This is a genomic window from bacterium (assembly GCA_029210965.1).
In the GTDB taxonomy this organism is placed as follows: Bacteria; BMS3Abin14; BMS3Abin14; order BMS3Abin14; family BMS3Abin14; genus JALHUC01.
On the sequence record JARGFZ010000002.1, the window covers coordinates 60592 to 85760 of the forward strand.

Genomic DNA, 25169 nt, shown 5'->3' on the forward strand with positions numbered 1-25169 from the left:
AAACACCTCAAGGCACCCGAAGCACACCGGCCTACCGGTTCCCTGAAGTTTTCCCCTGACGATTTCCTCCGACGAGCTCGACACGATAGCCTCGCAAAAGGAATCCGGCCCACGCCCCAGGCGTGGCCCCCACCCCAGTCCCACCAATAGCGGAACGGATTGGTGAATTTTACGAGTCCATCAAAACAGGTCCTTGAATTTGCTCAACGCTTTGCGACGAGACAGGTGCGCATGGACCATGAAAAGGATAGTTATGAACAGTAAAACCTTTGAACAGCTTGGCCTTATTGAACCTCTTCTACGCGCGGTGCGCGAAGAGGGCTATACAAACCCCACCCCTATTCAGGAAGCAGCCATCCCGGAGCTTATCGCCGGGCGGGACCTCCTGGGTGGCGCCCAGACAGGCACGGGTAAGACGGCGGCTTTCGCTCTTCCCATTATTCAGAAGCTTGTCGGCCAGAGAAAAAGCCCATCGCCTCGCAGTGTGCGAGCCCTCATTCTCACCCCCACGCGGGAGCTGGCTGCCCAGATCGGCGACAGCTTTAAAGCGTACAGCCGCCACGTCAGGCTGAGCCGAACCGTCGTTTTCGGCGGGGTCGGCCAGATGCCCCAGGTAAGAGCGCTGTCCAGAGGGGTTGACGTGCTGGTGGCTACCCCGGGAAGGCTTCTGGATCTCATGGGACAAAGGCACATACGCCTCGATTCCCTCGAGGTCTTTGTGCTGGACGAAGCCGACCGGATGCTGGATATGGGCTTCATCCACGATGTGAAACGTGTGATCGCCACACTGCCGCAGCAAAGACAAACTCTTTTCTTCTCGGCGACCATGCCGCCTGAGATCGTTCGGTTGGCGGACAGCATGCTGAAAGACCCGGTGAAGGTTGCGGTGGATCCACAGGCCTCAACGGTGGAACTTATTGACCAGAGCATCATGTTCGTGGCTCGCGGCGACAAGAAAGACCTCCTGGCACACGTCCTCTCTGACTCCTCGGTGACGAGGGCTCTTGTTTTTACGCGAACGAAGCACGGCGCTGACAAGGTGGTGCGGCAGCTGGAACGCGATAAGGTGAAAGCAGAGGCGATCCATGGTAACAAGTCCCAGACCAACCGCACCCGGGCTATGGATAATTTCCGACGGGGAAATACACGGGTCCTGGTGGCTACAGATATCGCGGCCAGAGGCATCGATGTTGATGGCATCAGCCACGTTGTCAACTACGACCTGCCCAACATCCCTGAAAGCTATGTCCACCGCATCGGTCGGACTGCCAGGGCCGGAAAGGAAGGAGTGGCCGTATCGTTCTGTGACATGGAAGAGCGCTCATTCCTTAAGGACATAGAGAGGCTCATCGGACAGCAGGTACCGGTGGAAGAAGGACACCCCTGGCACGTGCAGGGGATGCCTGCCAGAAAGTCTATTGAAGTGAACTCCAAAGGGGAACGGGTCGTCAACGGAAGAAACGGCAAAGGGAACAGACGCAATCCGGCATCATCCGGAAAGGGGAGCAGGCGCAACCCGGCACCATCCGGACACAGGGGAAGCCAGTCAAACCGCTTTTCAGGAAAATCAGAGTCCGAAAGTGCCGCTCACCTGAGATCCCGCTCATAGCTCTGCTCACTGACATACCAGTATCATAAGCCGCCGAAAGGCGGCTTTTGTTTTGGGCGTTAACTAAAAAAGCGAAACTTTTACCACAGGGTAAAACCGTTGATCTTGGGGAAGCACCGTTTCTATAAAAGCGATGTTTTCTCTCGCGCTTTCGCAGGCTCAGGACAGGCATCCAGAAGGCGGAGGAAGGTCTTAACTTAGAGAAAGCATGATAAAAAATGGGCGGTATTTTTGTACAGAATCAACCTTTACATTCCACTAGCAGAACAGTAGGGTACATTATTGTAATTTATCTCGAAAGTCTTTTGGATGAAGGAGTGACAATTTACGCAAATTAACTGCTGGGAATTCAAAAAGTGCGGACGGAGAAAAAATCCCGGAATTGGGGGTATGCCTTGCGGCGACGACAACAGCTCTCCATGGAGTTCACGGTGGGAAGAACGGGGGCCGGACCTGTTGGGCTGTTTGCGGAACGCTTTGCGGGGGCGAGGTGCAGGGAACCTTTGCCGACAAGATCGGTAACTGCATGATCTGTGATTTGTTACAGGCTTTCTCACATTTGCGGGAAGCCACCGTTGCTATAGAGGGATGTTTTCAGCAGTGTGTTGAGATTTTCAGACACGGTGCTGGTATTGTGTAAGAGGGTGGGTTGTGTCAAGGAGGCCAGGCAGTTGGTAGATCAGCTGAGCAAGAAAACCTTTCTTATCATCGACCAGGGGGGCCACGCCAGCAGAGCCGTGGTCATGGATGAGTCCGGAAGACCTCTGGCCGGGGCAGAGCGTGCCCTGGAAACATCCCGGACCGAAGGCGGCTTCGTTGAGCACGATCCGCGGGAGCTTGTCCGTTCCCTACGTGAGGCCCTGGCCGAGATCGCGCAAAAGTCAGGGGGCAGCTTTGAAAAGATCAAGGCCGCAGGCCTGGCTACTCAAAGATCGAGCATCGTATGCTGGGATAAGCATACGGGAGAGGCTTTGTCACCGGTCATCAGCTGGCAGGATACCCGGGCCAGGGAAAGGATCATCCAGCTGGCACATCGGGCAGGTGAGGTCCACGAAAGAACAGGCCTCTTTTTGTCCGCCCATTACGGAGCCAGTAAGCTGGCCTGGTGTGTCGACAACATCCCGGAAGTAAAAAAAGCCCTGGATGCCCACAGGCTATGTTTCGGCCCCATGAGCAGTTTCCTGGTGTGGCAGTTGACCGCGGAGAAGCTCTTCGTCAGCGACCCTGTCAGCGCATCACGCACCTTGTTGTGGAACCTCCACCGCAAGGAATGGGACAGCCAGCTCCTTGAAATGTTCAATTTGACCTCCAGCGCCCTTCCGGTATGTGTTCCCACTGTACACGATTTCGGGAATATCAAGGCTGGAGGGCGACAGATTCCCCTTGCCCTTGTCACGGGAGACCAGTCAGCAGCCATGTATGCCTATGGGAAATTACAGCCGGAAACTGCTTATATGAACATTGGCACCGGCGCCTTTGTGTCCCGTTCCCTCGGACAGGAGCCCTTACTGGCATCCGGACTGCTGACAAGCGTTATCCACCAGCAGGATGATGTCAGTGAGTATGTCCTGGAAGGTACCATCAATGGAGCCGGCAGCGCTGTTCAGTGGCTGAGGACAATCCACAGTACAGAGGACCTCTGGGAGCAAATGCCCGGGTGGCTGAGGACTGTGGAGGATCCGCCCCTGTTTCTGAACGGCATATCGGGTCTCGGAGCACCTTTTTGGGTCCCGGATTTCGTTTCAGGTTTTGTGGGGAACGGTCAGCCCCATGAAAAGTTTGTTGCCGTGGTTGAAAGCGTTATTTTCCTGCTTCACAGGAATGTGGTTGAGATGGGCTTCTCTCTGAGAGGACCTGAAAGGATCCAGGTCACCGGCGGGCTGGCTGCCCAGGACGGAATATGTCAGCGTATTGCAGATCTGACAAGAGTGCCCGTATATAGGCCTGCCCAGGCCGAAGCTACGGTGCGGGGAACGTGCTATCTCCTTGCAGGCAGGCCTGACCATTGGCCGGAACCGGCGCCAGGACAGTGGTTTGAGCCTGGCGACGGAACACCCATCACCCAACGCTACAGCAGGTGGCTGGAGGAGATGGAGAAGAGAATTAACAGTAAATAATAATTAAGGATTTCGGATTGAGTATTACAATCTTTTTTGAATCCAGAATCCAGAATTTCCGTTATTAGCTGATGCCGGGATAGAACCTGGACCGTTTTTCCCTCTCGGTTAAAGATCATATGACCTTATTGATGGATGCCCCATTCTACATCATTGTCAACGGATCGTGACGAGCGGATTACAGGCAGGGACAGGAAGTATGGCATCCGATGGCAAGGGAGTGCGGGAGGGTGGGTACAGGTGGATGATTGAGCGGAGAATATCTGTTAGGATGCCGGCTCGGGCCTGCTATCTGGAAGGGCTGTGAACGTTAACCTGTCGCGGGAACTCAAAGAGGAAGCATGTACAGAACTGTCGTCATACTTATATCGGTATTTCTGATCACCCATGGCCTTGCCGGCGTTGTTCTGGCAAAAGAGGATGATCAACCCCCCACAGCTGTTCGTAAGCGCCTTGCCATGGAACAGGCGGCACGCGACAACCCCTTCCTGCTGCTGCCCCATCGGCCCAACTACATCCTGCCCCTGGCATACGCCCTGGACCCATACGAGGAGCCCTTCGGCCTGGCCCAGGGATCTTTCGACAAGATGGAAATGAAGTTCCAGGTCAGCCTGAAATTCCTCGTGAAAGAAGGCTTCATCGGCGGAGAGGGCAACCTCTACGCCGCCTACACCAACCGGTCCTGGTGGCAGGCCTACAACCCCCGGAGGTCACGCCCCTTCCGGGAGACGAACCATGAGCCGGAGCTGTTCCTCATGTACGATACCGACTGGAAAATCCTGGGGATGAGGGCCACCAGTGTTATTTTTGGGATCTCCCACCAATCCAACGGGCAGGGAGGTGCCTTGTCAAGGGGCTGGAACAGGATCTATGGCAACCTGTTCCTCGAAAAGGGCAACACGGTGTTCAGTGTGAAACCCTGGTACCGCATACCTGAGAGGGAAAAGAGCGCCCCCGATGAACCAAGGGGTGACGATAATCCGGATATCCGCCGTTATATGGGGTCGGTCGAAGCCGGCGTTCTATACTGCAAGGGAAAAAACTTTTTCACACTCATGCTCCGCAATAACCTCAGAAGGGACAACCGGGGTGCGGTGGAGGTTGGATGGTCCTATCCCCTGAAGGGCAGAATGAAAGGGTATGTGCAGGTTTTCGATGGTTACGGTGAAAGCCTCATCGACTACGACTACCGGATGACAAGGGTGGGAGTGGGGATCCTGCTGGCGGATTGGTTGTAAGAGCAGTGTAGAGTGCAGAGTGCAGAGTGTAGAGTGCAGAGTGCAGAGTGTAGAGGAAGATGAATACAATGAAGTTCACAAGAAACTCATTGACGATGTTTGTTTTTCTATGGGTGCTGTCACCAGCGGCTGTTTCCTTTGCGGGGGAGGCGGATGTGGTGGGTGTAAAGGCAAGTTCCGGGAAAGATGGGACCTGGTCTTTCTCCGTCACGGTGAGGCATGACGACGAGGGATGGGATCATTACGCCGACCGGTGGGAGGTGCTGGGGCCTGATGGTGAGGTTCTCGGGACCCGGGTTCTCATGCACCCCCACGTTGGGGAGCAGCCCTTCACCAGAAGCCTGCGCGGAGTCAAGATCCCGAAGGGTGTCTCCAAGGTTGTGGTCCGTGCCCGGGACTCGGTCCACGAACATGGGGGTGAGGTGATGGAGGTTGAACTTCACCTGAAATAGGTTGCCATCTTGAAGGGTCTGTACAATTTTTTTCAGAACGCAGAACGCAGAACGCAGAACGCAGAACGCAGAACGCAGAACGCAGAACGCAGAACGCAGAACGCAGAACGCAGAAGGGATAAGCAATGCTTTTGACAGCCGGACCGGGAGGGTGAACTGTTCGCCACGCGCCACGCGCCACGCGCCACGCGCCACGCTTCACGCTTTTCACGGCACTTACTCCTTGACATTTTCACGGTCCAGGAGCATGTTTATAGGCTTTGCTATACAAATAACTTTTGAAAAGGGATGAAAACACAGTGCAGGAAAATACTCGTAACATCGCAATCATTGCCCACGTTGACCACGGTAAGACCACACTGGTGGATGCCATGCTCAAACAGTCAGGCGTCTTCAGGGAAAACGAAGTTGTCAACGAGCGCGTCATGGACTCCAACGACCTGGAACGGGAGAGGGGCATCACCATCCTCGCCAAGAACCTGAGCGTTCAATTTGAAGACATCAAGATCAACATCGTCGACACCCCCGGACATGCGGATTTCGGGGGTGAGGTGGAACGGATCCTCACAATGGTGGATTCGGTCCTCCTCCTCGTGGACGCTGTGGACGGTCCCATGCCTCAGACCCGTTTTGTCCTCAGGAAATCGCTGGAAATGGGGCTGCGCCCCATACTCATCGTCAACAAGGTTGACCGCCCGGCTGCCGACCCGCTCCAGGCCCAGAGCAGAGTGTTCGACCTTTTCTGCGATCTTGCCACGTCCGAGGATCAGCTGGACTTTCCCACACTGTTCACCAACGCCCGGCAGGGTACCGCTGTGCGGGACATGAGCGAGGAACCCCGGGACTTAAGACCCCTTTTTGAAACCATACGGGACAACATCCAGCCTCCTGAGGGAGATGCAAACGCTCCCTTCCAGATGCTGATCGCCCATATCGACTACAACGACTACCTCGGAAGGATCGCCACCGGCAAGGTGGCCAACGGCAGCGTTGCCGTTGGAGACAGTGTGGCCCTCATCAAGGGGGACGGAAGGGTAACCAAGGGTAGGGTCAGTCGTCTCCAGGCTCACGAGGGGCTTCGGCAGGTGGAGGTTAACACAGCTACTTGCGGCGATATAGTAACCATCGCCGGCCTGGAAAATGTGGAGATAGGCGAGACTGTCAGCGACCCCTCCCATCCCCAGGCCCTCCCCTATAGGGTCGTTGACGAACCCACTCTGGCGCTGAACGTCATGGTCAGCACCAGCCCCTTCGCCGGTCGGGAGGGAAAGTACGTCACCTCCAGGAGCATTCGCGAGCGCCTGCACCGGGAGCTTCGCAACAACCTCTCCCTGCGGGTCGAAGATACTTCGAGCCCCGACACTTTTCGGGTGTCCGGCCGCGGGGAGCTGCACCTGGGGATCCTCCTTGAGAACATGAGGAGAGAGGGCTTCGAGATGGCTATTTCCAAGCCAGAGGTCATCTTCAAAGAGATCGACGGCGTTCGGATGGAGCCCATGGAATGTCTCGTGATCGACGTCCCCGTTGAGCATCAGGGAGCAGTCATGGCCAGCGTCGGGCCGCGCCGGGTGGAGCTGCTGTCAATGAACGCTGTCAACAACGAGGTCCGCCTGGAATTTTCCATACCAGCGAGGGGGCTCATCGGGCTGCGAGGAGAACTGCTCACCGAAACGCGGGGCACCGCGGTTTTGAACCATGTCTTTGACGGCTATGAACCGTACAAGGGAGATATGCCGGGCCGCAGGACCGGGGCCCTTGTGTCCATGGAGAACGGCTTCGTTACCGCCTATGCGCTGGAAATGCTTCAGGAGAGGGGAAAACTTTTCGTAGAACCGGGCACGGAGGTTTACGCGGGAATGGTGGTCGGAGAAAATGCGAAGGACAACGATCTGGATGTTAACCCGGTACGCCTTAAGAAGCTGACCAACATGCGCTCTTCCTCGTCCGATTTCAGCGTCAAGCTGACACCTCCCACCGTCCTCACGCTGGAACAGGCCATGGAGTACATTGGTGACGACGAGCTGGTGGAGATTACCCCCAATTCCATACGGTTACGCAAGAGGGTGCTCAACAAGAACTTCAGGACTAAAAAGAGCGCGGTGGTTTAAAAGCCTGGAAGAGTGAATAGTGAATAGGGAAGGTGGAATAAAGGCATCCCAGCCTTTTTCTTCCCCGTTCCCTATTCCAAATAGTTCCCTCGCGTTAAAATCTTTCTCTACACGCTACACTCTCTTCGATTGAGCCGGGCCAGGCCCGAGATCAATCGAAGAGCAGGTTCGCGTCGATGAAAAAGCCGTTGGCCTTGAGGAGTTTCAGGAGGCCGATCTGCCACCCGCCTTCCTCCTTGTAGGGGATATAGCGTATTCCGAAGAGCCCCTCGGGGATATCCTGGGGTCGCTCACCGCTGTGCAGGATCACGACCTTTCCCGGACCGAGGCTACCCACCAGAAGACCAAGCTTAAAAGTGCTCTCATGTTTGGGGTAAGGTTTTCCGATCACCGAGGTGAGACCGGAAAGGCCCCCCCTGGGTCCTGAGGATACCGACATGATGGTAAAGGCCATGTTCTTCTGCCCGATGATCCCCTCCATCTCGGAGGAGCTATCCTCATCCAGAAGGGCAAGATCGATACCGATCTTCTCCAGCAGGGCCGCCACGGCCAAACTGATATCATCCCCCCCTTCCTGCAGCAGGAGTATCCGTCCCGGCTGTTTGGGGCTTACCTGGGGGGTTTTTTTGACAGTTTCCGCGGCCTTGGGAGCCGGCTTGGGTTCGGGTTCAGGTGCCGGTTTGGCCGCCCTGGCTGCCGATGGCGCATCGGGTGCGTTGGGCCTGGTTCGGGGCACGGCCTTAGGCGGGGATGGCTTTGCCGGTGGGGTTTTTCCAGCAGGTTCGACCTCCACGAGATCCTCTGGGGACAGGTCCTGGATATCGTCCTCGGACAGATCTATGAGGCTGAGAAGCGCCTCCAGGCGCTGAGCCGCTTTTGGCAGCCCCAGTTCATATTTGGTCTGTTTTTCTGCCCGTGAATCACCCCTTGAAATATTTCCGGCGGCGATCTTGAACCCCTCGAACTCGCTGTACTCGGGTGACTCGCTCCCGAATACGTCGCACACTCCCTGGGCCACTCCGTCTTCAAGTGCCTGGATCTCGTCGCTGTCGAGAGGAACGATCCTGGGATTGATACTCTTCAGCTCACTGAGAATTGCAATAAGTAGATCTTTACCCTGCTTCCCCGAGATCCCTGCCATAATATGCTCCCCTGTCGTTTCAATCAGTAGTTTGAGCCCCAGTGTATGTAGGTATTTTACGCTCAAGAAAATATTTTACACAAGGTCATTGTGTTGTAGGTTTGGCTTAGGAGCCAGGAGGAAATTAATTAAGAATTTGGAATTGAGCATTGAGGATTAACATCAAAGGCCTCATTATTATAAATACTCAATTTTCAATGCTGCATCCGGAATCATATTTCCCAAACCTCAAACCTCAAACCCTTACCTTAATAATAATAGGCCGTGTGCTGCAATCGTTCGGGTTTTGATCTTATTCTACGTTCTACATTCCACATTCTTCATTCTCACCAGACCCTAGACCCCAGACTCTAGACCCTATACACTCCCCCCATGTCTCCTTTCCTCTATTTTCTCATCTTCCCCCTGGTTGGAGCCCTCGTGGGTGGGTTCACCAACTGGCTGGCCATTCTCATGCTGTTTCGTCCCCGGGAACCGGTACGGATATTCTGGTGGTCCCTGCAGGGGGTTATCCCCAGCAGGCACGCTCAATTGGCTGAGCGTATTGCTGATACGGTGGAAAACAGCCTTCTGACTCAGGATGACATGGAAAAAGCCATGAGCGGTGTGAACTGGCACGATGAGGTAGACAGCCTCATACGAAAGGTCCTCCACGATCGGGGACCGGGCGGGATCCTAGAAAAGATCCCGGGCGTTTCACAGGCGTGGAATAGAATTATTTTTCCCTCTCTGCAGGAGGTTCTCAGCCGGGAGATAGTCCGGTTCATGGATGGACATGGTAAACGCTTTGCAGGCAAGCTGAGAGAATCGGTGGACATCAGGGAGATCGTCAGGATAAAGGTCATGGAGTTTGAGACCGAGGCCATGGAGGACCTTATCATGGCCGTTGCGAAAAAAGAGTTTGGTCACATCAAGATAGTGGGGGCCATCACCGGGGCGGCCATAGGTGTGGTGCAAGGAATAGTAATGTTAGTGGTGGGATGAAATGATCCTGGTGAGATCCAGGAGAAGGACTGGCCCGGAATGATGATTGTTTAATCCCTCCAGGAATTCGGTTTCAAGTTTCAGATTCCGGGTTTCGGGAGTTACCTCGATACCTGGATACATGAGCCTTTTCTCCCCCTTACCCTCTCACCCACTGTCCCCCTCCGATTTTCTCCCCCGTCAGAGCCTGTCACGCCAAAGGCGTGACGTCACCGTGTCCCCGTGTCAGACGGTCTCCAGCTCCTTTGCTATTTCCGGCCACATCTTACCGAAATCCTCCAGGGCTCTGTGCCTGTGGCTGAACCTGTTTTTCTCTTCGGGCCTCATCTGGGAAAAGGTCTTGTCCTCGGGGATATAGAAGAAGATGGGATCGTACCCGAAGCCGGCTTTGCCATGCTTTTCAAAGGTGATGAGCCCATCCACGCGGCCTCTGGTCTGCCAGGTCCGGCCATCCGGGGAGGCCAGAGCCAGAACACAGACAAAGTAGGCCAGCCTTTCAGCCTCGGGGACTGCTTTCATCCTTTCGAGGAGCAGCGCCATGTTGGCTTCGTTGTCCCCATCCTCGCCTGCGTAGCGGGAAGAGTGGACCCCGGGGTCGCCTCCCAGGATCGGGACAACCAGTCCGGAATCGTCTGCCAGGGCCGGCATCCCTGCCCACCGTGCAACCTCAAGAGCCTTCTTCTGCGCGTTGGCTTCGAAGGTATCGCCATCTTCAACGATTTCAGGAAATTTACCTTCCAGGTCTTCCGGGGAGACGATATCAATCCCGAGGCTACTGAGAATAGTTCTTATCTCAACTATTTTTCCCGGGTTTGAAGTTGCCAATACGATCTTCATTGGTATCCACCGAGGTTTGGTTCTACTGCGTTCTGAGTGCTGCGTTCTGAAAGAAATTTTGGGTCAGTTAGCTATCTCAACTCTCCCAAAATTTCTTTCTGCCATTTCACGATCTTTTTGATCCCCTTGCTTCCTTCCGCAATAAGCCGACTGAGGTCCTCCTGGCTAAAGGTCGTTCCCTCCCCACCGGCCTGGATCTCAACAATGCGTCCGCTTCCTGTCATCACAACAGTCATGTCCACATCGGCCTGGGAATCTTCTGTGTAGCAAAGATCCAGGAGGGTCTGCCTGTCAACGATCCCGATACTCACGGCGGCAAGATAGTCCTCCACAGGGATCTTTCTAATCCGCTTCTGGTCCTTTACCTTCCGCAGCGCATCCACCAAAGCGATGAACGCTCCGTTTATGGCCGCGGTGCGCGTGCCCCCGTCAGCCTGGATCACGTCACAATCCAGGTAAAAGGTGCGTTCCCCCAAAGCGGTGGTATCGACAACCGCACGCATGGCTCTCCCGATAAGCCTCTGGATCTCGTAGGTTCTCCCGGCAGTCTTGATGACAGTCTCCCGGTTCAGCCGGTTCTGGGTGGAGCGGGGCAGCATTCCGTACTCAGCCGTGATCCAGCCCTGCCCCGTACCCCTGAGCCAGGGCGGCACTCTCTCTTCCACCGAAGCGCTGCAAACAACCTTCGTATCGCCCATTTCCACCAGGACGCTTCCCTCAGCATGCTTCTGGAAGGGGCGGGTGATCTTTATTTCCCTTATCTGGTCGGGCTGGCGCCCGTCGGGACGGATGAGCTCGCCAAGCTTGAAGGTAAGATCTTTATCGTTCTTTTTGTCTGTCACGTGTTCTCCTTTACGCCTTTTTTTTTGAGATTTGAGATATGAGATTTGAGATCCGTTTCACTCATCCCTTTCCAATATCGTTACCTGTTGAACATTTTCGAGTTTCCGGTCCAAAAAAACCTGCCCTACATCCAGAAATCTCTCAGGCAAGTCGGTGACCTCAAACAGGTCGGTACCTGAACCAGTCTCATCCACGAAACCGTTGTCGTCCAGAAAATTTTTAAGGGTTATAGCCGTCTCTTCGGCAGAATCTATGAGGGTGATCTCGGTTCCCATGACTATGGAAATGACCTCCTTGAGCATGGGGTAATGTGTGCACCCGAGGACCAGGGTATCCACCCCCTTTTCTATCAGCGGCTTAAGGTACCTGATGGCAACCTCCCGGGTGATGGGGTCCAGCAGCCACCCCTCTTCAACTAACGGCACGAAGAGGGGGCAAGGGGCGGCCAACACCTTGATATCAGGGTCAAGTTCTGTGATAGCGCGCTGGTAGGCTCCGCTCGCAACAGTCCCCCTGGTGCCGATCACACCTATTATACCGTTGGAGGTAGAACGCACAGCCGCAGCTGCTCCCGGCGCCACAACTCCGAACACAGGGATGGGCATGACGCTGCTGAGCAGATCAATGGCGTATGCGGAGGCCGTGTTGCAGGCAACTACCACCGCATCTACACCCCTTTCGCAAAGATAACGGCTTATCTGCACGCTGTAGCGGGTGACGGTTTCAGCAGACTTGGTTCCGTAGGGAACACGGGCAGTATCCCCGAAATAGTGGATGTCGGCACCGGGCAGCGCCTGGCTTACCTCCTTGTAGACAGTAAGCCCGCCAACACCGCTGTCAAATATTCCCAACTTGATCAAAAAAGCTCTCCCCGGAAGAGGAGAAGAGGGGACTTGGCGAAAAGGGGAAAACGGTCTCACTCCCCATTCTCCTTTTCTCCTCTTCGCCTTCTCCCCTTTTCGGTAATTCGTCCTGTGGACGAATTATTCCCAGTCCCCCGCAAGCAGCTGGATCCTGCTTGTAAGAGGAGTACTGATGTCCACATGCCCGGCGAAAGTCTCGCTCTCCCGTCCGTTTATCAGGATCTGGACATTGGACACATCTGTGAAGTTCTCTGTCAGGGTGTTCACCACCGAGTAAACCGCAAGGACCTCGGTCCACGCTCCACCAGGGTGTTCATCCTGGATCGCCCCCCCCAGATCCACCCAGACCGTCTTTTCACGCTCAAAGATCGCCCTGACCAGAACAGATTCCGGAAGGGTCCTGAGCCTGTCCTCATCAACGGGTCCTTTAATCAACTCTTCCACAACGCTTTTGAGCAGGTCTTCCCTGCTCTCTCCAGTCACTTCCCTGCGCTCCAAAGATAACCTTCGCCCGGTGATATCGGCAAAAAACAGATCCATCTCTTTTGTCTGTGGGGTGGCTAATGCCGGCTTGCTCATAACCTCCCCGCCGGGAGGGGTAATCCCCGGCCCCGGCAAGGTAAAGTGTATAAACAGATAAACTGCCCCTGCGACAAGGATAAGGATCACTGCAGCCATCAGGTTTTTTTTCATGGCCGTTCTCTCTTTATCTCACCCCGGAGAAGTCCCCTGTGATAATCCTCGATGGCCCGATAAAGCGCCGTGGCTATCTGCTTCTGATGGGCCTGGCGGTTCAGTCGGACCTCCTGCTCCGGGTTGGAGATATATCCGATCTCTACCAAAGCCGCCGGCATCCTGGCACCCATGAGAACAGCCAGAGGAGCCTGCCGCACTCCTCTGTCCCGGCCCCTGAGTTCACCTATGATCCGTTTCTGAACCATGGATGCCAACTCGTTGCTCTCCTGGATATAACCAGTCTGGGCCATATCCCAGAGGATCGCCTCCAAAAGCGCTTTGTCGCCCTCATCCCCCTTGACCCCGAGAGCCTTATTTTCAATTTCGGCGTAGCTGCGGGCCTGCTTGTCAGTGGACTTAAGACTCAGGTAGTAAGTTTCATAACCCTCGATATCCCGGCGGAAGGTGGCGTTGGCGTGAATGCTCAGGAACAGGTCCGCGCGGTTGTTGTTGGCGATGGCCGTCCGTTCTTTAAGCCCTACATAGTAATCGGCTGTACGAGTCAGGACGACCTTTATCCCGAGTCCTTCTTCCAGCCTGGTCTTGAGTATCTCCGTAACGGTGAGTACGAGGTCTTTTTCCCTTGTTCCAGTACTTCCCCTCGCTCCAAGGCTTCTACCCCCATGGCCTGGATCGAGAACTACAACCGAAAGCCCTTTCGGTTCCTTCTGGAGCACCTCTTCCGGAACATACTGGTCCCGACGGATGAAGGAGGCTGTTTTTGACAATTCCTCCGGGTTCTGACCCTGGAAACCCCCTGAACCCGGCTCTCCGAGTGTCAGTGCCCGGGAATCCAGTGAGGAAGAGCGTCCCGTGAGAGCAGGCAGCGCTTTGGTGAGAAAATCAGTGGGAATAGCCAGTCTGCCGCCCAGATTGACAAGGGGGCCCGACATGACAGAGAACAGTCCCCGTGACAGGACGAGGGGTGATTCCAACAGCAAACGGCAAGAACCCCGCTCACCAACCAGGTCCAACCTCTCCCCCAGGACATCCAGGCTCGAACGCAGATCGAAGACCTCAATGAGGGACTGCAGGTCGATCATCCCCGATCGTACGGTAAGCTGCCCGGCCTTGCCTCCCGGCAGGTGTACGGAGATCTCCGATGTCAGGGAATAAGCCTTCATCGGCAAGGCGAGGGTTACCGAAAAAATGCAAACCAGGATAATTCGATTCAGGAGGTGTTGAAATAGGAAAGTCCTGCGTATCATATTCGAAACGGATGTGGAGTTAATAAACCGCTTCACCATTCACTGTTCACCTTTCACTATTCACCGTTTACAGCTCTAATAATCCCTCGGCAACATACCGGGGACCTCTGACTGTGGAACATAACCCGGTGTATAGGTCCTTGTACCAAACTGGCCTCCGGTCCTGTTGGGAGATTTAGCGTACTCCCTGGGTGCCGTGCCGATCTTGAACGCCTCGTAGATGAAGCGGTCTGCTCCCGGACCTGCCAGCAGGCCAGAATCGGGATCAATTTTCACCATCTCGATCCCGGGAGGAGGAGCAGGGAAGGGAAGAACTGGGCGGTCCTTCATAGCCTTCTCCATGAAGTTCACCCAGATCGGGGCTGCGGCACGGGAACCGGTCTCATTCTGTCCCAGGGGAGCCTCCTCATCGAAACCTACCCAGGTGCCGGTCACTATCTTGGGAGTAAAACCCATGTACCAGGCATCGATCATATCGTTGGTCGTACCGGTTTTGCCTCCGCTGGGCCGCCCGAGGGCTCTTGCTCTCCATCCTGTCCCCGATTGCACCACACTGCGCAGAAGGTTTTGCATCATGAAAGCGGTATCCTCGGAAAGGGACCGCGTCAACTCCGCACCGCCCTGCTCCAGGACGTTGCCCCCCCTGTCCTCAACCTTCATGATAAACCACGGAGCGGAACGCAAACCCAAATTGGCAAAAACAGTGTAAGCGGAGGTCAGTCCTATGGGGGTGATGCCCATGCTTCCCAGTGAGATGGACAGGTCCTCCGGAAGTTCTTCCTCGATACCGAACCGTTTGGCATACTGAATGACCGCCTGTATTCCCAGTTTTTGCACTAACTTTATCGTAATGACGTTCCTGGACTGGACCAACCCGGTTCGCAGGGGGGTAGGTCCGTAGAACTTTTCGGAATAGTTGCCAGGCTTCCACTTCAACTCCTGAGCAGGGTCATCGTAAATGATGGGGGAATCCACAATGATGGATGAAGGGGTGAAACCGTTATCCATGGCGGCACTGTAAACTATGGGCTTGAAGGCGGAGCCGGGCTGCCGTATAGCCTGGGTCGCACGGTTAAATTCGCTTCGGTTGTAATCGTACCCCCCTATCATGGCGAGGATCTGCCCGGTAGGAGCGTCCATACAGATCAGCGCAGCCTCGGCCTTCGGTTCCTGCTCCAGTGCAAATAGAGTACGGTTTTCACTGTCTTTGACTGCAAGGTACCGGGCCATGACCAGGGAACCGATGCTGACTACCTCGTCAGCTCTTTTTACAGCATATTCTGTATAGTCTATGGTGGTATCGATGGGCCTGGCCCACTTCATCTCCTTTAACGGGATGTGGCCCGGGACCCCCCCCAGATCCAGGTCCGCTCCGTCTTTGTCCACCCGCATGACCAGGGCGCTCAGGATCTGTCCTTCCTCCCAGGGTAGAGCGTCTGTTACTCCCGAAATGACATCGGCAAGGCCGTTCTGGACCCTAAGCTTCTCAATGGCCTGAGGAAAGTTGTCTGATGATATAAACTCTATGGGGCCTCGATACCCCTGCCTCTTGTCAAGGTCCTTCAACCCCGTCCTGATTGCATCCTGGGCAAACCCCTGCAAGTTTTTATCCATGGTGGTTGAAACCTTCATCCCGCCACGATAGAGTATTTCCTCACCATATTTATCATAGAGGTAGCGGCGCACCTCTTCTGCGAAGTAGGCCGTCGGGTCCATGGGGTCTGCAGTCTTCGGGTTAAGTCCAAGAGGAAGTGAGGAGGCCTCGGTGCCTTCCTGGGCGGTACTGTAGTTCTCCTCTACCATCCGGTCCAGAACCTGGTTGCGGCGCGCCAAAGCCCGATCAGGGTTCCTTGTGGGATCGTAGGCGCTGGGAGCTTTGGGCAGGCCGGCGAGAAGGGCTGTCTCGGCCAGGGACAGTTCCCAGACATGTTTCTGGAAATAGTTCTGTGCCGCGGACTCGATACCGTAACTGCCGTTGCCGAAGTAACTTTGATTCATATAAATCTCAAGGATCTCGTCCTTGCTGAACCGTTTGTCTATCCGACGGGCCAGTATGGCTTCCTTGAGTTTACGTGAATAGGTGCGTTCGTTGGAGAGCAGAAGGGATTTGGCCACCTGCTGGGTAATGGTGCTGCCTCCCTGTACCACCTTCCCAGCCTTGAGGTTCTTAAGGAAGGCCCTGAAAATCCCGAGATAATCCAGTCCCTGGTGCTCGTAATAACTGGAATCTTCTATGGCGATAACGGCGTTAATCACCTGACGGGGAACCTGGTCAATAGAGATGAGTTCCCTGTTCTCGATGAAAAAGCGGGAAACCTCCACACCGTCCCTGTCGTACATGATGGTCGGAAGACTTGGATTATAGTCACCGATATCCTTCAGTTGGGGGAGGTTCAGGCTGAAATAGAAATATGCGGCCATGGCAAACAGCGTCCCTGCGGCCATGATCGAAAGCAGGCCAAATAGAGCGGTCTTTGACCTGCGGCGACGGCGCTGCCTGCCAGTTGGAATGTTGCGAATCCTCAATTGTTTTTCCTCGTCTTGGGTTGAAATGTCAGCGGAATGTCAGTTCCGAAAGCAGATTTAGACAGAGTACGGCTGAGAGGGTTAAGTGTCAACATGGAACCCTTTAGCCCGGACTATTCACGAGGTTCTTTTCCGTTCTGGCGGCGTTGCTGTGTCGTTCCCTTGTGCGGAATACTAAAGTATGCCTCCGCGCTCCCTGGACAGTCGCCTTGCCGGAACGAAAAACTCCTCTCGTGACTATGTCCGGACAACCCCGCATAATTCATGATGTTTATCGTGCCATTCCCATTTATCCATATTTGCCAAACAGTTAGCTCACATCTCATCACCATCATGAATAATGCGGGCTAGAGACTGGCGACATGGCCAGGGCATTCCCGGCAATGCTCCACCCGGCACTCGGCTGTTCTGCACCGCTCGTTGCAATACAGGACCGTGGTCACGTATCGGTCACCCCTGTCGGGAAGCAGCGTGACGATAGTGCCTGAATCCATTTCCAGAGCCAGGTCCAGTGCCACCCTGATAGCAGCCCCACTGGACATGCCCGAGAATATCCCCTCCCTGGAGGCCAGGGTCTTTGATGCTTCATAGGCGTCATCGTCCTGGATGACAACCTTACGATCAAGCTCCGCAGGAACGTAAATGCCCGGTACAATGGCCTCGGACATGTTTTTCAGACCCTGGACCTTGTGTCCCATTACCGGCTCCACTCCCACGATGGAAATGGAAGGGCCTTTGCTTTTGAGAAACCTGGAAATACCCATGAGCGTCCCTGTGGTGCCCATGCCTGCAACGAACACATCTATATCACCTTCCGTCTGCTCCCATATTTCAGGGCCGGTTCCCGTAAAATGAGCCCGGATGTTGTCAGGGTTGTTAAACTGATCAGGCATGTAGTAGGTGCCCGGGTCCTTCTCATGCATCCGCCTGGCTTCCATGATGGCGCCATCGGTCCCATGGCTCGCCGGTGTAAGGACGATCTCGGCGCCCAAAGCGGAGAGGACCCTCCTGCGTTCAATACTTACACCTTCCGACATGGTCAAAATGTTCCTGTACCCCTTGCAGGCGGCTACCAGTGAGATCCCGATACCGGTGTTCCCCGAGGTAGCCTCCAGGATCGTCATGCCTGATCTGAGCTCTCCCCTCGCCTCGGCTCCCTCGATCATGGAAAGGGCGATCCGGTCCTTGACCGACCCCCCAGGGTTGTTTCCCTCCAGTTTGGCCAGTACTCTCACCTTGGGATTGGTGTTCATGTGCAGTATTTCCACGAGGGGTGTGTTGCCTATAGTATCCAGGATCGTCTTTTTGTTCACTTCTCCATCCTTTCGTATCGTTACAGTGAGTCATATCTTGCGGGTAGGTCCCACTGAATAGCTGTTCAACCTGCCTTCTTGCCTTCTGAAAAATCGCTCTAATATACAGCAGTCGGACCGATTGGGCCATAGAGGCCCTGGCGGGTTGACCGCCATTCCGGGGAGGACTATGATTCAGATTCTCACGGAGGCAGACTATGGAACCAGGCATCGAGAATTTTGCGGGAGTTATCATTCAGAACGCAAAAGGTGAGACTCTTCTTGTGCGCAAGGTGGACCAGTACGCCTACGCCATCCCATGGTGCCGCATTACTCCGGGAAAAAGCCTTCAGGAATGCCTGATGGATCGGGTCATGCACCTGACGGGGCTGTCAATTCAGCCTGTTTTCCTCGGTCCCAGTGAGCATATCGATGGGGACAACCACTTTATTTCCTTTGACCACACCGCGAAGATCGACTCTGGCGAGCAGCATTTCGTCAGGGACGGACTGGACTACCTCTGGGCTGGCGTAGACGAACTGTTCACCGTACCCCTCGTGGCCCTGACCCGGCAGATCCTGGAAAAGCACTTCCTGAAACAGGGGATCGAGCCGGAACTGAGCTCCGAGCCGAAGGATTTTACTTCATGACAGGGTCGATCAACTGAAAATGGAGGCCAGGTCAGTTCCGCTCAGCAGTTCCTCGATCCAGCCACTTATTAGATCTTCCTTAACATCAACGTTAAGCCTCTCCCTGATCTTCGCGGCCGAGCTCCCCAGATCAGGGGAAAGCCGTATGATCAGATCCTCGGGCAAGTCCGCCTGGTATCCGAACTCTGTATTAAAAACAGCCACGCGCCCATTGTGCAGGATGGATTTGACCAACGCTCCCTCGATGGGGGCTGACCACATGCTGGGACAAAGGACGAGGCGGCAGTTTTCCACCTCCTCACGGAGCCCTGTCTCCCAGGTGATGTCCATTATCTTCACATTACCAGGCAGGCCCACGTCCCCCGATTGGGTCGTCGCCTCTTCCATTGAACCGGGTAGAAGAAAGGACAGTTCGGGAAGGTGTCTGGCCAATTCAATAGCATATCCGGCCCCTTTGGCAGCATTTATGGCTCCGTGGAAGACAACATCATATCCTCCCGCACCGGGTTTTTCTCGCTCAACACCCTCAAATTCGTCTGTCACCATTCCTACCAACCGAACTCTGACGTCAGATCCGAAATGTTTCCTGATAAGCCGCCCCTGGTTGGGGTTCTGCAGCAGGAACATGATCGCAGGGGCCACTTTTTTCAAATGGCTCAGATAGGACAGGTTCCTGGATCGATTGTAAAACACCGGGAAGGGATGGCATGATGGATGGCACCGACTGACATCTCCCAGGCAGTCGAGGCATTCCTCCCATTTCTGTCCTCGATAATTGTAGGAACGGATGCAGAAAAAGCTGCTATCCAACACATAATGGGTCACGCGGTTGGAACCAACGAGGTTGAAAAAGGATCTCCACCTCAGGGTCTGTGGATGCAGAACAAGCACGTCCGCGTTACGTATTAACCTCAATCGCGCATAGAACCTGACCAAGTCAAAGCCATATAAGATAATCCCCTGACCTTTTGATTGAGGGCGGCACAGAACCGTCCATCCGTTTTTTTCGGCCAATGGCGCCAGCACTGAAAGGAATCGGCCTAGACCGCCCGCGCCAGGCGGCAGACCGCTGACAAGGTAGCCTTTCACTTTCCATCGCCCCTGTGTTTCCCTGAAAAATACTTTATGGTTCTCGCTATCCCCTCATCGAGGCTAACCAGGGGTACCCAGCCCATTTCTCTCAAGTTCGCTGTGTTCGCTTTAGAATCCATGAGTTCACCTTCCTGCATGGGAAGGTCACCGAAAAGCAGAACCGAATCGGACCTGGTTGCCGCACGGATCTTCTTTGCCAAATGCCGGACAGACACGGAAGTGCCCGTTCCTATATCGAAATGAAGGTATCCCTCCGGCAATACATCGAGGTTCTCCAGCATTTTCACATATGCCTGGACCGCGTCCGAAATATAGATAAAATCCCGTTTCTGCGTTCCTTCGGTCAGGGGGATCTCCGGAACCCGCTTGAGGCAGCTCTCTATGAGAAAGGGTATGAATTTATCCTCACGGTCATCAGGTCCGTATAGGTGCTGGAGGCGCAGGTTTATAAAACGACCACCCCTGTTTTTGACTTGAGCTCTGCCCCACTGGCTGAACTGTCCTTTGGATGACGCATATGCGTATAGGGGGGCGTAACTCCGAGGATAGAAGGTGTCGGTGTTAATAAAGTTCCGGACCTTGTTGTCCGCGGCCTGCTTGGCAAGTTCCATTGGGAAGAGGACATTGCTTTGGTACACTTCACTGGCCTCTTCCTCCGCCCGGCCGTATCGGGTGGCGGTGTGGACCACAGCGTGCGGAGGTGGGCTTCCCTCAAACAACCCCCCAATTCCCCGCTGGTCCAGATCAACCAGTTCCATCCTGTCAAGGAAATCCTCCACCCTGTCAAGACTTGTGGATCCCCTTACACCGGCCACAACCGTGTGACCGTCATCGACGAGCCTACGTGCCAGGTGGCTTCCCAGAAACCCGGAGGCTCCGGTCAGGACGATCTTCATTTCTGTGCGAATTCCAGGATGCTGTCGACCATGTAGCCTGCCATGGCAGTAGATATCCCGGGATAAACACCTACCCAGAAGGCTGATCGCATGATCTCATCAGTTGCCACGAGGTCTCCCACGACCCTGTAGCTGTCCGAACTGCTCCTTATGTGGTCGAAGCAGGGTTGATGGAGGAAATTGCCGGCAAAAAGCATGCGAGTCTGAATCCCTCGGGATTCCAGGTGGGCGACGATCTCATCACGGGAAAAGGGAGCTTCTTGACGAACGAGCATGAGAAAACCGAACCAGCTTGGCAAAGATCCCGGCGCCGGTTCCGGAAGAATAAGATAATGCCCGAGATCTGAAAGCCCATCCCGCATCAGCTGCCAATTTTCTCTTCTTCTTTCGATGAAGGTTGGGAGTTTTTCCAGCTGCGCGACCCCGATGGCGGCTTGCAGATCGGTTGCCTTCAGGTTATATCCGAACTGGGAATAAACGTATTTGTGGTCGTAACCCGGCGGCAACGATCCGTACTGGCCCGAAAAACGGCGCCCGCACGTGTCATCGATCCCGGACGGACAGATGCAGTCCCTGCCCCAATCTCTAAGAGAAATGAGGATCCCGGCAAGCTCCGAGTTGTCCGTGTAAACAGCTCCCCCCTCACCGGTGGTCATGTGATGGGGAGGATAAAAACTACTCGTCCCTATGTCTCCGAAGGTCCCGGTCATTTGATCCTTGTAGCGGCTGCCCAAGGCGTCGCAGTTGTCTTCAATAAGCCAGAGGTCATGCTTCCGGCAGAATTCCGTAACCGTGTCCAGATCGAAAGGGTTGCCGAGGGTGTGAGCGAGCATTACTGCCCGCGTTCTCGGGGAAAGGGCTTCTTCAAGAAACCGGGTATCGGCGTTGCAGGTAGATAGTTCTACATCGATAAAAACTGGAATTGCACCGTATTGCATCACAGGTGTGACAGTTGTGGGAAAGGCCGCGGCCACCGTGATAACTTCATCCCCCCGCTCGATAGCCTTGGCACCGAGTCCGGGTGATGTGAGAGCCATGAAGGCAAGGAGGTTGGCAGAAGAGCCCGAGTTTACAAAACAGCAGTTAGACAGGCCCATAAACTTACCAAAATTTTTCTCAAAACTGTCAGAGTAACGGCCCTGAGTGAGCCAGAATTCCAGAGCTGCATCCACCAGAGTGACGAGTTCGGCATCATCAAAAACCCGACCGGCATAGGGTATCCGTGTCTTTCCAGGCACGAACTCCTTTCCCTCAAAGGTCTCCTGGTAATAGGCCCTCACCAGATTCTGGATCTGATCCCTGATATTGTGGTCACCGCCCGTTTTTTTCATTTCAATGCACTTCCCCTGTCCAGGGCGCCCGAGCCAGACGGGCATCATCAACGTATTGCCTGATCTGATCCAGACAAAGGGAATAAACATCTATTTCCGAATTACCGTGAACCTGTTTATACCACGAGATCGTTTTATCGATGGACCGCTGGACTCCGTACACAGGTCTGAAGCCCAATTCCCTCATGGCCTTTGAAGTGTCCAGATTGAGAAGCTTGGCCTCATGAACTTCATTCTCACCACCCTGTCTTTCCCAGGACCCGTACCCCCATATCCGTAATACTCCGTCAACTACCTCGCCGACGGTAAGGTTTTTCGGCTCCATCGGACCGAAGTTCCAGGGTCCGCAAAATGTTGTGGGGTCATCCATCATCATGGAAGCCAGGTGCAGGTAGCCCGCCACCGGATCCAGGATAAACTGCCAGGGCCTTACAGCGTCCGGGTTCCTCAGGCGGATCCTTTCTCCGGTCTGAAGGGTCCTGATACAGTCCGGGATCAGCCTGTCACTGGCCCAGTCCCCGCCGCCGATGATATTCCCCGCCCGCACCGTGGCCACAGCTGTATCGGTTTGGAAAAAAGACCGCCTGTATGCAGCCGTCACTAATTCCGCGCCGGCTTTGCTGGAACTGTAAGGATCGTGTCCGCCCAGGGGGGCTTTTTCATTATACGCCTGTCCCGTTTCCCGGTTTTCGTAACACTTGTCCGTTGTGATGACCTGACACACCTTGATGGACGGACATCCGCGAACTGCCTCCAGGAAATGAACCGTTCCCATAATATTGGTGCCGTAGGTGCCCACCGGATCGTCATAGCTGGGTCGCACAAGGGATTGAGCTGCAAGATGAAAGGCCGAATCGGGTTTACTCTGAGCCATGGCCGACTTAAGAAACTCCAGGTCCCTGACGTCACCATGAATGTGGGTCACTCTCCCGGCGAGGGCGGCTTTTTCAAAAAGGCTTGGGTCAGAGGGCGGTTCCAGGGAGAAACCCACAACGCGGGCACCCAGGGCGCCCAGCCAAATTGCCATCCAGGAACCTACAAACCCCGTGTGGCCGGTCAGAAAGACTGTTTTCCCCCTAAAAGCCCCTTTGAACAGGCTGCCCCTATCCATGGCACTTATTCCCATTGTTTCCAGGGTGCCTTACCGGAAGCCCATAACTCCTCAAGGGCGCTCTTGTCACGCAATGTGTCCATGGCGCTCCAGAACCCTTCATGAGGATAGGCGGCCATCTGTCCGTCCCTGGCGAGATTTTCCATGGGCTCACGCTCCCAGTATGTCTCGTCGCCCTGGACATATCCGAGGGCTCCGGGAGATAACACGAAAAAACCTCCGTTTATCCAGCTTCCATCTCCCATGGGTTTTTCCCTGAAACTTTTTACCTTGCCGCCATCAAGAACCATGGACCCGAACCGTCCGGGCGGCTGTACTGCAGTTACCGTGACAAGCTTACCTCCTTCGGCGTGAAATCGCCTGAGCGCGGCGATGTCAATATTTGCCAGGCCGTCACCATAGGTCATGCAGAAATCCCCCTCCTCCACATAAGGAAGGATCCTCTTGAGCCGCCCGCCAGTTTGGGTAGACTCACCGGTGTCCACCAGGGTCACCTTCCACGGTTCCGCGAACCGGTTGTGGATCTCGAGGCTGTTGTCGGACAAGTCTATGGTCACATCGGACATATGGAGAAAATAGTTGGTGAAGTACTCTTTTATCATATAACCCTTGTAACCCAGGCAAATGATAAAATCGTTGATGCCATGGGCGGAGTAGATCTTCATAATGTGCCAGAGCATCGGCCGTCCGCCGATCTCCACCATAGGTTTGGGCTTTACCATCGTTTCTTCACTCAGTCGGCTGCCTAACCCGCCCGCAAGAATCACAGCTTTCATTATTTGACCCCTCCAGAGAGTAAACGGTTGATCAATCTACGGTTTGTCTGCGATACGGCTATTGAGAGTAGCACAAATTTCAGGCAGTTACATAAATCACCTAATCTGGACCTGAGTGTTCACGACCCCATGCTACCGTAGTCCGAGCCGGCTCCTGATGATTCCGTCAAGTTCATGGGCCCGGGTATTGAAATTGTGGTCTTTCAGAGTTCTGGCCTGGGCCGCCTGACCAATGGTTTTTCTCTCAGAGGGGTGGTCAAGGAGGTAAAGCGCTTTTTCGACGCACTCCTCGGCGGTCCTGTAGGAAACCACTTCATGGTCCGGCTCGAAAAGTTTCGAGGTCCTCTCCATGTGATCCGTCAGAAGGCATGTTCCCACACCCGTGGACTCGAACATCCTCATGTTGGAGGAAGAATGAACGGAGATGTTCAGGTGACTGTTGAAAGTGACTTTAGAATCGCGCAGGACCCGGAACATGTTTAGTCCAAAAACGGGAGGGCGCAGGTGCTTCTTCAGCCTGGGGTGGACCGGAAGGAGCGGGTGATCGTGATACCTCGGTCCACGGGAGACTATTGGGATCCGGTCCAGAGTTCCCTCCGGTAAGCCCAGATGTGAAAGACCACTGTAGGTTGCGTAAACTCCCTTTCTTGCAAGCGCCATAAGGTATTTGTCTACACCGGCACTCCCGCTCATGGAAAAAACAGTCAAAGGAGTACTGGTAACAAGATGCAGGAGTACCTTTTCCCTTTCGCGGTGAAACCCCGACTGCCGGTTGACCTGCCCTACGAAGGTGAAATCATGGGGAACCCTGTCAGCACCTGCGATCCTGTCTAAAACCCTCCTGTCGAATGCGTGGTTCAAATGGTACGACCTGTGCCCCATTCGTTCAAACATCTCTACCAGTTCGGGCACACAGCTCAGCACCGCATCGTACCCTTTAAACACCTCCGCATCGGGAAAGGGGGCCCCACACCACCCGAGTACCAGGCGTATGGACGGACAGTTATCACGGACCTCCTCTATCCATGCCTTGCTGAAGGAAACGTAGTCGTTAATGAACAGAACGTCGGGCTGCAGAGCCTTTATCCTGTCCGTGGCCAATTGCAGGAACCAGTCTCCACCCGGCTGCCGATAACCGTTATCCCTGGCCCAAGCTCTTTGAAGAGGTTCGACGTTGGCGATCACCTCGCACACATCATATCCCAGATGGGCCAACGGTCCCTTCCAAAAATCGGCCCATCCAAAAGCGTCGTACAGCAGGGTCTCCTCCTGGTGGGCACAGGGTTCCTTTTCAAGGCCCGGATGATGGCCATAAAACTGTCTCTGGTATTCGGGGTAGACCGTGGACAGTCGGACCATC

The 25169-nt window shown here is 54.7% G+C and carries 22 protein-coding genes; 7 read left to right on the plus strand and 15 right to left on the minus strand.

What is annotated here, in order from left to right:
• Nucleotides 1-238 precede the first annotated feature (238 nt).
• The 5 genes from P1S59_01685 (at nt 239) to typA (ending at nt 7524) form a co-directional block, all read left to right on the plus strand.
• Nucleotides 239-1609: a DEAD/DEAH box helicase gene (locus P1S59_01685; protein MDF1524967.1), complete on the plus strand. Its 1371-nt coding sequence runs from the start codon at nt 239-241 to the stop codon at nt 1607-1609.
• Between the two features lie 605 nt (nt 1610-2214).
• Nucleotides 2215-3726, plus strand: coding sequence for an FGGY family carbohydrate kinase (locus P1S59_01690; protein ID MDF1524968.1), 1512 nt, complete (start codon nt 2215-2217; stop codon nt 3724-3726).
• A 341-nt stretch (nt 3727-4067) separates the two neighbouring features.
• Nucleotides 4068-4964, plus strand: coding sequence for a phospholipase A (locus tag P1S59_01695; protein MDF1524969.1), 897 nt, complete (start codon nt 4068-4070; stop codon nt 4962-4964).
• Between the two features lie 68 nt (nt 4965-5032).
• Nucleotides 5033-5416 (plus strand): hypothetical protein, encoded by a 384-nt coding sequence (locus tag P1S59_01700; protein MDF1524970.1) that lies wholly within the window; start codon nt 5033-5035, stop codon nt 5414-5416.
• Between the two features lie 299 nt (nt 5417-5715).
• Nucleotides 5716-7524 carry a translational GTPase TypA gene (gene typA, locus P1S59_01705; protein ID MDF1524971.1) on the plus strand — a complete coding sequence of 603 codons (1809 nt, stop codon included), beginning with the start codon at nt 5716-5718 and terminating at the stop codon, nt 7522-7524.
• Between the two features lie 151 nt (nt 7525-7675).
• Here the strand turns inward: typA and P1S59_01710 are convergent, their stop codons facing one another.
• The gene (locus P1S59_01710) at nt 7676-8665 is read right to left on the minus strand and encodes a hypothetical protein (GenBank protein MDF1524972.1); all 990 of its coding nucleotides are present in this window, start codon (nt 8663-8665) and stop codon (nt 7676-7678) included.
• Between the two features lie 372 nt (nt 8666-9037).
• On the opposite strand from P1S59_01710, the gene P1S59_01715 reads away from it, so the two are divergent.
• Nucleotides 9038-9649: a DUF445 family protein gene (locus P1S59_01715; GenBank protein MDF1524973.1), complete on the plus strand. Its 612-nt coding sequence runs from the start codon at nt 9038-9040 to the stop codon at nt 9647-9649.
• Here P1S59_01715 and P1S59_01720 read toward each other — a convergent pair.
• The 8 genes from P1S59_01720 to P1S59_01755 all read right to left on the minus strand — a co-directional run bounded on the left by P1S59_01720 (nt 9635) and on the right by P1S59_01755 (nt 17974).
• Nucleotides 9635-9772 carry a hypothetical protein gene (locus tag P1S59_01720; protein ID MDF1524974.1) on the minus strand — a complete coding sequence of 46 codons (138 nt, stop codon included), beginning with the start codon at nt 9770-9772 and terminating at the stop codon, nt 9635-9637. The two genes, P1S59_01715 and P1S59_01720, sit on opposite strands and share 15 nt — an antisense overlap.
• A 102-nt stretch (nt 9773-9874) precedes the next feature.
• Nucleotides 9875-10486 (minus strand): RdgB/HAM1 family non-canonical purine NTP pyrophosphatase, encoded by a 612-nt coding sequence (rdgB, locus tag P1S59_01725; GenBank protein MDF1524975.1) that lies wholly within the window; start codon nt 10484-10486, stop codon nt 9875-9877.
• Nucleotides 10487-10557: 71 nt separating this feature from the next.
• Nucleotides 10558-11328, minus strand: coding sequence for a ribonuclease PH (gene rph / locus P1S59_01730; GenBank protein MDF1524976.1), 771 nt, complete (start codon nt 11326-11328; stop codon nt 10558-10560).
• A 57-nt stretch (nt 11329-11385) separates the two neighbouring features.
• Nucleotides 11386-12189: a glutamate racemase gene (murI, locus tag P1S59_01735; protein MDF1524977.1), complete on the minus strand. Its 804-nt coding sequence runs from the start codon at nt 12187-12189 to the stop codon at nt 11386-11388.
• Nucleotides 12190-12312: 123 nt separating this feature from the next.
• Entirely contained in the window at nt 12313-12885 is a 573-nt protein-coding gene (locus P1S59_01740) for a GerMN domain-containing protein (protein MDF1524978.1), read from the minus strand.
• Nucleotides 12882-14051: an N-acetylmuramoyl-L-alanine amidase gene (locus P1S59_01745; GenBank protein ID MDF1524979.1), complete on the minus strand. Its 1170-nt coding sequence runs from the start codon at nt 14049-14051 to the stop codon at nt 12882-12884. Before P1S59_01745 ends, P1S59_01740 begins: the two co-directional genes overlap by 4 nt.
• A 159-nt stretch (nt 14052-14210) precedes the next feature.
• A complete protein-coding gene (locus P1S59_01750) occupies nt 14211-16661 on the minus strand; it encodes a PBP1A family penicillin-binding protein (protein ID MDF1524980.1) in 2451 nt (816 codons plus the stop codon).
• 347 nt (nt 16662-17008) lie between these two features.
• On the minus strand, nt 17009-17974 hold the full coding sequence (locus tag P1S59_01755; protein ID MDF1524981.1) for a cysteine synthase family protein: 966 nt from the start codon (nt 17972-17974) through the stop codon (nt 17009-17011).
• Between the two features lie 197 nt (nt 17975-18171).
• Between P1S59_01755 and P1S59_01760 the strand changes: the two genes are divergently transcribed.
• Complete coding sequence (locus P1S59_01760) at nt 18172-18603, plus strand: hypothetical protein (GenBank protein ID MDF1524982.1); 432 nt, start codon at nt 18172-18174, stop codon at nt 18601-18603.
• Between the two features lie 9 nt (nt 18604-18612).
• Here the strand turns inward: P1S59_01760 and P1S59_01765 are convergent, their stop codons facing one another.
• From P1S59_01765 to P1S59_01790, 6 genes are all read right to left on the minus strand, one after another.
• Nucleotides 18613-19518 carry a hypothetical protein gene (locus P1S59_01765; GenBank protein ID MDF1524983.1) on the minus strand — a complete coding sequence of 302 codons (906 nt, stop codon included), beginning with the start codon at nt 19516-19518 and terminating at the stop codon, nt 18613-18615.
• A 170-nt stretch (nt 19519-19688) separates the two neighbouring features.
• On the minus strand, nt 19689-20591 hold the full coding sequence (locus P1S59_01770) for an NAD(P)-dependent oxidoreductase (protein MDF1524984.1): 903 nt from the start codon (nt 20589-20591) through the stop codon (nt 19689-19691).
• Nucleotides 20588-21922 carry a lipopolysaccharide biosynthesis protein RfbH gene (gene rfbH / locus P1S59_01775; GenBank protein MDF1524985.1) on the minus strand — a complete coding sequence of 445 codons (1335 nt, stop codon included), beginning with the start codon at nt 21920-21922 and terminating at the stop codon, nt 20588-20590. Before rfbH ends, P1S59_01770 begins: the two co-directional genes overlap by 4 nt.
• A 1-nt stretch (nt 21923) precedes the next feature.
• A complete protein-coding gene (gene rfbG / locus P1S59_01780) occupies nt 21924-23033 on the minus strand; it encodes a CDP-glucose 4,6-dehydratase (protein MDF1524986.1) in 1110 nt (369 codons plus the stop codon).
• A 5-nt stretch (nt 23034-23038) separates the two neighbouring features.
• Nucleotides 23039-23809, minus strand: a complete 771-nt coding sequence (gene rfbF / locus P1S59_01785) for a glucose-1-phosphate cytidylyltransferase (protein MDF1524987.1) — start codon at nt 23807-23809, stop codon at nt 23039-23041.
• A gap of 132 nt (nt 23810-23941) precedes the next feature.
• Entirely contained in the window at nt 23942-25168 is a 1227-nt protein-coding gene (locus P1S59_01790) for a glycosyltransferase (GenBank protein ID MDF1524988.1), read from the minus strand.
• Between the last annotated feature and the right edge of the window lies 1 nt (nt 25169).